Source organism: Cellvibrio fontiphilus, assembly GCF_042646205.1.
Lineage (GTDB): Bacteria > Pseudomonadota > Gammaproteobacteria > Pseudomonadales > Cellvibrionaceae > Cellvibrio > Cellvibrio fontiphilus_A.
In genome coordinates, this window is record NZ_JBHRTF010000004.1 from 772,058 (window position 1) to 785,759 (window position 13,702).

1 protein-coding gene is annotated in these 13,702 nt (G+C 43.0%); it reads left to right on the forward strand.

Annotated features, from left to right (window positions below; all coding sequences use genetic code 11):
• On the forward strand, positions 1 to 13,476 hold the full coding sequence (locus tag ACFODX_RS11875; RefSeq protein ID WP_378119346.1) for a flagellinolysin: 13,476 nt from the start codon (positions 1 to 3) through the stop codon (positions 13,474 to 13,476).
• Positions 13,477 to 13,702: the final 226 nt, after the last annotated feature.

Genomic DNA, 13,702 nt, shown 5'->3' on the forward strand with positions numbered 1-13,702 from the left:
ATGACATTCGGAACGCTGAAAACCTTATCTGAACAGGAATATCTGGGGCTTCGCTATGAATTTCTTAAAGAAGTTGAAGAGGGTGGCGAAGAAAATTTAGAGCTATATCCAGATACCAAAAGCTTAGTATCAACGGGAGTCGGTTTTAATTTAACTGTTTATGAAAATATTAAGATTATCTTGCAAGAAGGCTTTGATTTAACAGAAAAAAGTGGGAGTAGTACCTATAAAGAAGGAAAAACGGAAGATGGCCTAATAAAAGCTATTCTGTTGGTTACTTCGGGAACGCATTCAAAATCTGAAATGCCAACCATTCAGACTAAATTGAATGCCTTGATGGAGGAGTACACTACCACTAAAACAGAATTTAAATTCGAAGCTATTGGCGCTAAAACCGCAAAAGATAAAATAAAAGAAGTTTTTAATCAAATAACCAAAGCAATGGAGAGTGAGATTAATTCATTTTTATCTAAAAATGGATATGACGATGGAACAGTAGACAACGAATATGGCATCACCAATATGACCTACTCATTGGAGCGATTAGCGCTGTTATCCCTAGCTTATGGCGGCCCAGCTAAAATGCTTGGTAACGGCTTAGGTGGTGCTATTAAAGATGACAACCGTGTTCGGGCTTGGTTTGAAATACGTTATGCCTCGAATGGTGGCGATGGATCGTCTGGGCATGCCAAACGCCGTTATATGGAATCTGAAATGTTTGGTTTATATCCCTCCTCGGTTAATTTTTTGAATCCGCAAGGAGAGGCTCAATTTGCTGCTTATGCCGCATCGATAATCGCTCATTTTGAAGCAGATGCTTATCCAGCAAATGCTCTTAAAAACAATCTGCTTCATATGATTGATTATGAAAAAAAGTGGGGTTATATGATTGAGGAGGCGCAGGCTAATATCAACAATATTTCTGGCTTGTCTTTATTGATAAAACCATGGGGGGAATTATTTAAGCCAATAGCCTCTTATTTAATAAACCATTACATAAAAGACGAAATTTTTAAAATTGACAGCACTAACTATTTTTTTGATGGCCAAGTAAATATTGGGTTGGATGTGGATGGGGTAATAAAGTCTCTTGATGCTAGTGCCTCCAGTCAGGATAAAAATGATTTATTAATTGCAGCTGATGATGAAATTAAAAATACACTCGATGGCGGAAAAGGCGATGACTTTTTAATTGGTGCAGCCAAAGATGATGTATTAAAAGGTGGCGATGATAATGATGTATTGGTAGGTAAAGGTGGTGCGGATAAATTAACTGGTGGGAAAGGGAATGACCTTCTCATCGGCGGCACCGGCAACGATACCTACATTTTCGAAGGTAACTTCGGCACCGACATAATCAAAGACTCCGACGGCAGTGGCTCCATTTCAATCGCAGGGTTCTCCAACAGCTTTACCTCCGTACAAGGCTCCGACATTATCTTCCGCGATGCAGCCAGTAAATTTGAAGCGATAAAAATCAATAACGGCAGTTCAACGGATTTACTCATTACTTCGCTTACTGATACAACTACCGGCAATGTGTTAATTAAAAACTGGAATCCCGGTAACCTTGGTATTTCATTAACGGTTGCTGCCAGCACGCCGCCCGCAGGTAGTGCGGGTACGGTTAAGGGTGATGGTGGCAACAACGCAATCACTCTCGATAACTTGCGCGATGACAATCCCAATCTCGATATTGGCACCTTTAGTGCGCTTTATGCTGATGGCGATGCCGGTAACGACATCATCATGGGCATGCTGCAAGGCAATGACACCTTATTGGGGGGCGCAGGTGACGATATTATTTCGGGCGGATTTACTACCACTCTAGGCTCTAACGCTTCCAGTACTTTTCAATCCGTTGCTGCTGTACCTGGTGCAGACAGCATTGATGGCGGTGCAGGTAATGATTTTATTTTTGCATCGGCAGGTGGTTCCATTGCGCACGGCGGTAGCGACAACGATATCCTGGTCTCTACCGGTCCGGCGTATTTCCAGTTTAACAACCTCAAAGAAATATTGGCGGATGAAAGCCGGGGTATTGCTGGCCATCGCGCTATTAAACGTGATGAAGTTTATGCTGATGCCATCGCCCGCATGAATTTCGGTGTTGTAAAAAATGGGCTGAGTTATCAGCTCAGTAACAGTTACTTTAAAGATTTCACCAACAGCTACGCCGAATACAATTCGGTGATTGAAAATGTAAAATTTATTGGCAGGAGTGGCAGCACTGCCAGTAACCACAGTAATGGTGATGTGAGTTATGGTTTTGCAGGCAGTTATACGCTGACTTATGACTATTCTAATGACGGGGAGTTAAAACCTTTACCTACCGATAACCCATCACCCGCTTCGCTCGCTATTTCTACCTTTGCTCCCGGCGCTGGAAAAACCCTTGAAGACTTTGCCAATGTAAAAGGCGCGAATTTATTTGGTGATGCGGGAGATGATTATTTAAGCGGGGGAATCTACGCCGATTATTTATCGGGTGGTGACGACAAGGACACCGTATTTGCCGGAGCAGGTAATGACATTGTTGACGGTGGTGATGGTGACGATGAGCTTCATGGAGGTGAAGGGCGAGATATCATTATTGGAGGAGAAGGCGATGACATCCTCATCGGTGATGGTGGTAATGATTTGCTCATTGGAGGCGAAGGCCGTGATGGTTTTATCGGTGGTGAGGGTGACGATATTCTGGTCGGTGGTGTAGAAGACCAATACATGAGCGGTGGTGCGGGGAACAATATTTATATCTTTGAAGATATTGTTTATGAAGAAGCTGATTTGTACGTTGCAAATAATAACCCAAATGCGAATGCACTTGGTTATGCCGCACTTGCATCGCAAACTAATGCGCAAGCAACATCATCTACCGCACCATTGTTAACCATAGAAAGCACCGAAGGCAACAACACATTAGCCTTGGTGGGCGTTTCTTCTCTGGATCAAATTTCCCTGACTTCCCAGGACGACGATTTAATTCTACGTACCGGTAACGCAGCCATTTTTATTCGTGATGGGTTGAATGGTGCCGTGGATCATTTTGCGATGGGCGATAGCGTAGATGAATTCAAGGAGTCTGCGACCTCCGCAAAATCCATCACCATGGATGATGTCATGCTTGCCAGATTAAGTACGGAAGTCACCCGCACTGCTCAAACTGCTGGCACGCAATTAGCGGGTGGTTTATTAAATGACACTCTTTTTGCTCATGCTGGCGGTTCTACCCTGATTGGCGGCCGAAGCGATGATATTCTCCACGGAGATTCGGGTGATGATGTGTATGTTATTCGTGCCGGTGACGGAGTTGATAGCATCACCGAACAAGGTGGTAATAACACCATAAGGCTAACGGATGGCATCACCGCTGATCAATTGGATTTGCTGCGTACCAATGGCAATTTATTACTGATACTGTCAGGTGCTCAATCGGTGGTTGTTAATGACATGTTTGATGCCATCACTGGTGATTTGATTAATGACAGAGCAGTCCATCGAATTGAATTTAGCAATGGCGAGGTATGGGATTTAACACGGTTACTACAAGAGTCTGCAAAAGGCGCGACGCTTGTGGGGGGCGATCACAATGATTTCCTCATCGGTTATGAAAGTGATGATACCCTCACCGGCGGCAAAGGTAATGACATATTACGCGGCGACAAAGGCGATGATCATTATTATTTTGCTATTGGCGATGGTGCCGACCAGATTGACGATAGCAATGGTAGCGACCATGTCTATTTTGCTGAGGGCATCAGCGAAGTACAAGTCAGCCTACGGAAAGACACCAGCAATAATCTCATCATCCGCATTAATAATAATGACAGCATCACTGTACTCAATGCATTCAATACAGCTGGTGAATTAATCGGGCAGGCAATCGAAAATATACATTTCAATGACACCTCAGTGTGGGATCTTGCGCGAATTCAAACCGAGTTGGCGAAAGACCAGTTGCATATTTTTACGGGCACAACAGGTGATGATCTATTGGTGGGTGATAACGCCAACCAAACCTTTATTGGTAATCAAGGCGATGATCAGCTAAATGGTGGTAGTGCGAACGATGTTTATCAATACGCATTAGGCCATGGAAACGATGTTATCACTGACATCAATGGTAATGATCGCTTGGAGTTACTGGCAGGAATAAATGAAAGTGAAGTAGTCGCGCGTCGCGATGGCGATGATTTAGTTATCACCATGAAAGATGGTGGTTCAATCACTATACAAAATACATTCGGTGCAGAAGCTGCGAATGTGGTTGATCCTGTCATTACGACGTTGATTCAACAACTGCAAAGCCATTGGATGTCGCAGGCTGAAATAATGATTGAACAGCACTACGGCTTAACGGGCAGTGGCGATATTACGTTGGGTTTTGAAGATGGATTAGAAGGAGCAGAAGCTGCCCACGTTGAAGCGACCTATTCTGGGTCCGATGGAACGGGCACCAATCTGAAGTTAGTGATAGACCTCAGTGATTTTAGCAATATTCCTAATGGTGCAGCGCCACTTTATCTAGACCGCATAATTGCGCACGAAATGGTACATGCAGTCATGGCGCGCAACATGAATAACTCTCAATTGCCTGGTTGGTTTAATGAAGGTACTGCTGAATTTATTCATGGTGCGGATGAGAGGGTAAAAGGCGACGCTAGTATTATTGGCTTGGAGAGTAATTTTAATCAGTTGTTTAAAACAACAGTTGGCTCACCTTCTACTTCAGCTGGTTATTCTGTCAGTTACATTGCGGTCAAATTATTGGATAGAGAAATTCGCAATCATGGCGGCGCTGGTATTAAAGAAGTATTCGATCAGTTAAAAACAGGAAAAACACTCGATCAAGCCCTTATTGCTGTGAGTACTGCGCATAATGGTTTGGCAGAATTTTGGAACAACCTATCCACCTTTGAAACACATTTTAAAGCGGTGGGTTTTGCTCAATACACCCAATTGCTTAATTTAGATAATCTTGACACCGGATCGATAGCGGGTTCTGATTATGGAAATGCTTCGCTGAATGCTAGTTCGGTTATTTCTGACGCTATCAGCGGCCCGTCACATAATTTCAATCTGATTGTTCCCGATCAATATATTTCTACACCGGAAATTGATGGTTTATTGGAATCCATTAAATTTAGCGCAGGAGGTGAGTGGGATTTTCCTCGTATCACTCAGGAAGTGCTTAAACCAACAAATGGCGATGATGTTATTCATGCCTTTGATAGCGATGATGTATTCAGCGGTGCTAAAGGCAATGATCAATTATTTGGTTATGCAGGAAATGATGTATACCGGTACGCGCTAGGCGACGGAAATGATGTGATTGTTGATAGTGCTGGCACCGATCAGATTGAATTTGGTGTGGGTATTCTTGAAGCGGATATTAAGTTGAGGCGCGATCTGGAAAATAATCTGGTCATTACGCTGCAAGATAATTCAACTATTACAGTAAAGGGCGCGTTTGACGCTTCGGGTGCATTAAATGTAGCGGCTGTTGAATCCATTAAGTTCATGAGCGGTAACGAATGGAATGGTGACAAAATAAGGGAAGAAGTAAATAAAATACATGCCTCCATAATTAATGGTACGAGCGGTAGCGACACACTGCTAGGTACTAATGCGAACGATATAATCGTTGGCGCCCAAGGCGATGATTATCTTCAAGGGAAAAAGGGTGATGATCGCTACGTCTATAACCTCGGTGATGGTAATGATCAGATTACGGATGAGTCTGGTATTGATGAAATAACGTTTGGTGAAGGTATTTCACCCGAGGATATTTCCTTGTATCGCCAAGGTTGGTATGGCTTGAGAATTGTATTGAAAGAAGGAGGTACAATTTTAATCAATAATATGTTTAGTTCTTCTGATGATACAGGTACCAATGCGATTGAAGGTATTCGATTCTTCAATGATGAAGTTTGGGATTTGGCACAAATTAAAGCCAAAATAATACAAGATAGTATTACCGAAGGTAATGACATTGTTGATGGGTTTTCCTCCAATGATGTTATTGATGGTGGTGGAGGTTTTGACCAGCTTCGCGGTAAAGGTGGCAATGATCGTTACATCTTTAATCGCGGCGACGGCGTAGATATTATTACTGATACCGGCGGTAATGACACCTTGGTATTTGGCTCCGGCATTGCTCCTACAGATGTAGCTGTGCACCAAAGCAATGGTAATTTTTATTTCATTCTTAACAATGGTGAAATGGTACAGATAACCGGTGAACTTATTGATGGCACTCCCAATGAAAACCGATTAATTGAACGTGTAGAATTCGCAGGTGAAGTCGTCTGGGAAAAAACCATTATCCAGCAAAAAATAATTGAAACTCTGGCAAATCCGAATTTTTTGATGGGAAGGGATACCTGGGACCATTTGTATGCAGGAAGTAATAATTCAGTACTAAATGGTTTGGGTGGAAATGATCAAATTTATGGAGGCGATGGAAATGATACCTTGACCGGAGGTGGTGGGTTAAATTTCCTTGACGGTGGTAAGGGTGATGACACTTATTTAATTTCTGAACAGCCAGCCATTAACTTTATTGAAAACTTCCGTGATGGCTTTGATCGTATCCTTTTTGCGGAAGGGATCACTCCTGAGGATATTTCAGTTAAATTAATCCCTGGGCGTCAGGAGGGTTACTTGCAAAACGGTTTGTTATGGGTTTATTCCATATCACAAGCCAATGATTGGAATTTTGAAATAAAAGTTGGCGATACTGTTGTTTATCTCGATAGCTTATTAACCAGTGGCTCTGTGTTTGGAGCGGAAGTTAAAGAGCCATGGTTGCCATTAGGTGAAATTAATTTTTTTAATGGCACTCAATGGACTGTAAATGATTTGCTACAACAAGCTGTTAAGGGCACTACAGCGGATGACTACATAACAGGTTCCGGTAACGGTGATGTTATTAATGGTTCGGAGGGTAATGATGTCATTCATGCGAAGGCCGGAGCAGATATCCTTGATGGGGGTGAAGGCGATGACACCTTGACCGGCGGTTATGGTAAAGATGTTTTAATTGGCGGTAAGGGTAATGATCTTCTTCTTGGTGATAACACATACAAGGAAATCAGTAATTTTCACGAACAGATTGATGATGTTTACCGTTTTAATCGCGGTGATGGTAATGACACTATTCAAGAATATTTCGGGCGGGACATCATTGAATTTGGTGCAGGCATTAACAAAGAACAGGTTGTTCTTTCAACTGTTGGTGATGATACCGTTGTTTCATTCCTTGATTCCACTGACACAATTACCATCAAAAACGGCGCTCTGCCTGAAACACAGTTCTACACCGGTGGAAAAATTGAAATATTCAAGTTTGTTAACGGAGATGTTTTAAATTTTGATCCAAAAATGAATCCTGTTTTTCGTGAAGGGACTGCAAGCTCGGACACGCTCGTGGGTGGACTCGGTAATGATACCTTCATTGGCCATGAAGGTTATGATGAATTAAAAGGTGATTTAGGAGATGATGAATATCGCTACAATCTCGGTGATGGATTTGATTACATTGATGAGGCTGGTGGGGTCGATAAGGTTGTGTTCGGCTCTGAAATCACTGCTGATATGGTTCAAATTAAAAAAAGCGGTTTTACATTTGATATCTATGTAAACAATCAAAAAGCGTTGTCTTTTGGCTATGGTCCATGGACAGATAGTCGCACTTTAGAAGGGAATCCAGATTCTTTAGTTGAATCACTGGTGTTTGCTAATGGAGATGTTTGGGATTTGCAAATGATGATTGCCAAGTCTCTTACCTACACTGCTGGTGATGACGTTTTGTCCGGAACTGCTAATAATGATTTGATTAGTGGTGGTGATGGAAATGATGTGATTCAGGCTGGTGCCGGTAATGACACGCTTATTGGTGGCAAAGGTAATGATGGTTTATGGGGTAGTCTTGGTGATGATGTTTATCAGTTTGATCTCGCCGAGGGCATAGATAGTATATTTGAGCATGGTGGTAACGATACCATTCGATTCGGCTCCGGCATACTTTCAACGGATATCAGTGTTCAGCGTACTGAAACTGATTTGATTCTCAGCGTAAAAAATGCAAACCCTATTACCCTATCTAGATTTTTTAATTTCGACGTTAATCGTGCAGTTAATGAATCATCTGCTATTGAGAATATTATTTTTGCTAATGGGGAGGCATGGTCACGGGAACAATTACTTGCCAAATTGGCGACTGTAGGCACTTCAAGTGCAAATATCCTATACGGATTAGATGCTCCAGAATTAATTGATGCTAAAGAAGGAAATGATAGTCTTTCTGCTGGCGGCGGCAACGATACTTTAATTGGAGGTTCCGGAAACGATACTCTGCATGGGGAATCTGGAGATGATCTATTGCAAGGAGGTGATGGCGCCGATTGGTTGTACGATGCATACGGAAGTAATATTTATGTAGGAGGGAAAGGCAACGATTTTATTTCATTATCTTATTCTGCCATACAGCAATTCGCTGAACCGAGCACGATACGTTTTGGTTTGGGTGACGGTATTGATGAAATACACACTCCAACTTCGAACCCTGTAACTATTGAGTTGGGTGCGGGTATTACGCCGGATATGTTGGCTTTTAAATCGTACTTTGTTGATAAGAGCGGTGGCTCATGGATGGCTACTAATGAAAATCGTGTCGACTTGTTAATACTTGGAACATCCGATCGAATCAATAAACTGCTGAATAACGGAACTGCTTATACACTTAAATTTTCTGATGATACAATTTGGACTGCCGCTCAACTTAATGATGCGGCTAAAAAATCAATGGCGATTTTATCTGAAAACAGAAATATTTTGACAGGTAATGCGCGTCCAAATTCCAAGATATACATTTCCTACTTAAATCAAAATAATTCAGTAACCGAGTATCCGGTAATTCAAACTGATGCTAGTGGTTATTATGAATTTGATTTCGGATTTGGCATTAAAGATGTAAGTCGAATTATTATCTCTAGTAAAGATGCTAATGGATATACCTTACCAATAACGGCGTTTGGTCCGGCTACTGATACCAGTACGCCACCTGCACCTATAGCAGAGTTGGACGCAAGCGGTTATGTGATAACGGGGTTTGCTCGACCAGGAGCTTATGTTTCAGTATCCACTCCTAACCGCCATGTCGGCGCGATGTATTCTGATTTAATCACGGGTGCATTCACTATTGTTGCACCTACCCGTTTAAACAATGGTGAAAATATCTCGGTTGTCGCAAGAGTTAATGCATTAATAGAATCCGTACCAACAGTGATCACCGCTCCTGATCTTGTCTCTCCACTTACCCCATCTGGAGTGTTTGATAACCTGGGCAACAGTCTGTCAGGCAGTGCAGAAAAAGGTGCGATGGTTTCCATTACGACTCTATCCGGTAATGTGTTGGGTTCTTCGGTGGCCAATGCCGAAACAGGTGCTTTTGCTATCGGTTTCGCGCAACCCGTTGCGAATGGAGAATTAATACAAATGGTTGCGCGTGATACGGCTGGAAATTATTCCTCTCGTTATGTTCGTGCACCAGATCTTACTGCACCAACTGCCATATATGCATCTATAGATAAAACGAGAAGAATTATTAAGGGGTTTACCGAGCCTGGTGCAACTGTAGTGGTGCGAAATACTCAAGGTGGCCTGTTGCGCCAAGTATACGCATCAGCGATAGATGGTTCTTTTGAGGCAGCTTTAAGTACTGCACTTGCAGCCAATCAAATGGTTAACTTAAAGGTAATTGATACATCAGGTAATGCGTCAACTACCTTCGTCGTTAGCGCTGGCATAAATGATGTGCCAGTACAGCCTCAGGTTACATTCGATGCCCAAGGAGATTCACTCTCAGGCGTTTCTTCCGAAGCTGGAATCATTATCGTAAGGGATAAAGATAGTGTAGAGCTGGCTCGCACTACAGTGTTAGCTGGCACATCGTTCAATATTGTTTTAGATAGCACCTATGTAAATCAGGAAATATTCAGCGTGTCCCTGCAAAATGCTGAAGGTCTCGAGTCAGCACCGAGCTATTTAATAGCCCCGGATAAGATCGCACCAGCTAAACCTATTGCGGCATTCGATAGATATAATTCTGAGATTTCAGGATTCGCAGAGCCTCAAAGCACGATTCAGATTCTTGGAGATGGCAATAGTCTCATAGCTAGCGCGACTGCAAATAGTGTTGATGGTGCTTTTGTTATTCGCCCAAATATTGCAATCTCAGAATCAACTCGCCTATCCGTTATCTCTATTGATCGAAATGGCAATGTTTCATCGACATTAGACTTGACTCCTAACGATCAATTTTCTCCTATTACTCCCACTGCCAGTTTCAATAATTTAGGAACCGAATTAAGTGGTACTGCTGAACCCGATACTTTAGTTTTTATAGAGAAGTCTATTTCTGGATTGAGCAATCAGCCAGTAGTTGGTTTCACGCGGGCAGACCTGAATGGTATTTGGTCGATTGAACTTGCGGAATCCATTATCGATGGCAGCGAAGTAAGAATTATTTCAGTGGACGCTGGCAATAATCGATCATACGTTTCTATTAGGTCTCCCGATCTTACAGCGCCTCTACCTGCTACTGCTCAGTTTGATAGCACCGGTAAGATAATCACTGGAACAGCTGAATATACTGATACAGGAGGAAACGAGGTTATAGCGATGGATGGCACCAACACTATAGTTTTGGGCAGAACTACATTGGCGGGATATACCAGCACTTACAAAATCACTCTTGCAACAGAACTGAGTGGCAATGAGCGCGTCAATATTTTTGTTAAAGATCTTGCTGGGAATTTATCATATGCAACCGCCATCAATGCTCCCGATAAAACTGCCCCGGCTGCACCGACAGCCACAATTGATTCAACTCGTAAGATTATCAGTGGAGAATCTGAGGCTGGCGCCACTGTGCAAGTGAAAAATACTTCTGGGGCGGTGCTTGGCAGTATTGTAGCCGATGCAATTACTGGGGCTTACAGCATTACACTAGAAACTGTATTGGCTGTTAACCAAACAGTAAATGTCACAGCAAAAGACTTGGCTGGAAATATTTCACCCCCTAAGACGGTAATTGCAACAGGCACAGCAGATAACAGCCCACCGGCAATTCCATCAGCCACTTTTGATTCTACTGGAACAATCGTAAGTGGTAATGCTGAAGCAGGCAGTGTTGTTGTGGTTAAAAATGCTAGCAACACCAGTATTCTAGGTACAGTTACTGCTCATCCAACATCTGGGGCTTACTCGATAACACTGGTGCCTGCCTTAATCAATAAAGAAACCGTCAACATCACTGCTACAGATGCCGCTGGTAACGTATCCGCTGCGCGTGCACTTGTTGCCCCTGATGGAGCAGTTCCTGATCCTACAGCCATTATTATTCAGGCAGAGAACTATACCTCCATGAGCGGTGTTCAAAAAGAAAACACCAGCGATATCGGTGGTGGTCAGAATGCGGGGTACATCGATGCAGGCGATTGGATGGCTTACAACAATGCCGCCTTTAACGTACCGGCAGAGGGTCGTTATCGAGTGACGTATCGGGTTGCAAGCCTTAATGGCGGCGGGCAACTAACGTTAAAAGAGTTGAGTACCGATGCTGCGCTGGGTTCAATCACGGTTCCTAAAACATCGGGCTGGCAAACCTGGGTCGATGTCACTCAAGAGATTACATTGAGTGGCGGCGAACATAATTTCAAACTAGCGGCGGATATTGGTGGCTTTAATGTTAACTGGTTTAAGTTGGAACTATTAGAACCCATAGTGCAAGACACAACACCACCAGCACAACCTACAGCGGTATTTGATTCAGCTGGAAGAGTGATTAGCGGTATTGCCGAAGCAGGCAGCGTGGTTGTCGTTAAAGATGCAAGCAACACCAATACATTGGGCACCGTTACCGCTAATACATCAACCGGTGCATATTCGATTACGCTAACCGCAGCATTCACTAAAAAAGAAACTGTCAACGTTACTGCAACAGATATGGCAGGTAATGTATCCATGGTGCGTGCAGTAGTTGCACCTGAAATAGCCTCCCCTAATCCAACAGCAATAATGATTCAGGCAGAAAATTATAGCTCCATGGGGGGTGTACAAACGGAAAATACCAGTGATACAGGCGGTGGTCAGAATGTAGGTTGGTTGGATGCAGGCGACTGGATGGCCTACAGTGGTGCTGCGTTTAACGTACCCACAGCGGGCCGTTATAAGGTTACTTATCGTGTTGCAAGTTTTAACGGTGGTGGACGTTTAACCTTAAAAGAGTTAGGTGATGACAGCATATTAGGTTCTATTACCATACCCAAAACAGGTGCGTGGCAAAATTGGGTGGATGTCACTCAGGAGATCACGTTGGGTGGAGGCGAACATCACTTCAAGCTTGCCGCAGATATCGGTGGTTTTAACATTAATTGGTTCAAGTTGGAGCCAGTAACACCAGACACAATCTCACCAGCGCAACCCACTGCTGTGTTTGATTCATATGGAAAAATAATTTCTGGTGTCGCCGAAGCCGGTAGTGTTGTCATTATCAAAAATCATGACAACACTCAAACCTTGGGCACAGCTACCGCCAATACATCGACTGGTGCATATTCGATTACGCTGACCACAGCATTAACTAAAAAAGAAACTGTTAACGTCACTGCAACAGATATGGCAGGTAATGTATCCATGGTGCGTGCAGTAGTTGCACCTGATATAGCTTCACCTAATCCAACAGCAATAATGATTCAGGCAGAAAATTATAGTTCCATGGGTGGTGTACAAACGGAAAATACCAGTGATACGGGCGGTGGTCAGAATGTAGGTTGGTTGGATGCAGGCGACTGGATGGCCTACAGTGGTGCTGCGTTTAACGTACCCACAACGGGCCGTTATAAGGTTACTTATCGTGTTGCAAGTTTTAACGGTGGTGGACGTTTAACCTTAAAAGAGTTAGGTGATGACAGCATATTAGGTTCGATTACCATACCCAAAACAGGTGCGTGGCAAAATTGGGTGGATGTCACTCAGGAAATCACGTTGGGTGGAGGCGAACATCACTTCAAGCTTGCCGCAGATATCGGTGGTTTTAACATTAATTGGTTCAAGTTGGAGCCATTGGAAGTGACTGCATCGGGTACGAAGTCTTCTGAGGTAATTTATTCACTAGAAAATGTCGCTACTGGAAATGCAGGCGCGGATAATTTCCTGATTATTAATTATGTGAATAACACTCTCTCACAAGACACGATTACAGCTGGTTTATTCGAGGGTGGTCAGGAGTATGTTTCAATGCCGGCGGAAGTTGGCAAATTAAAAACAAGTCGCGATAGTGTTGACTATGTAAGCAGTAATGATGCCCTGATTCAGGCTATTGCTTCATTTTCACCGGTGACTAATGCTGATACCCGATACGGACCTGCGCATGCCGAACAAAACTCATTGATGATCGCAGTTGGAGCCTAAACCTTTTGTAAGGATTCAGCGAGTAACGCGGCCTATCCGAATTACTCGCTGGATTATTTTTTTAGGTTCTCTCCTTTAGCATGAATCGCACATTTCATAGTGGTCAAATCTTGGATTTTTATGAGTTTGTGCATATTGATTAGTGCCCACTTACAGCTAAAACTAATCGGTTTTTAAAAATAAAAACCAACATCTGTAACATCAAAGATTGGGCTTTTAAAATCCA

What these genes read in the sequence shown, in the direction of transcription:
- ACFODX_RS11875 (WP_378119346.1), top strand. Translation starts at nt 1, where the DNA reads ATGACATTCGGAACGCTGAAAACCTTATCTGAACAGGAATATCTGGGG.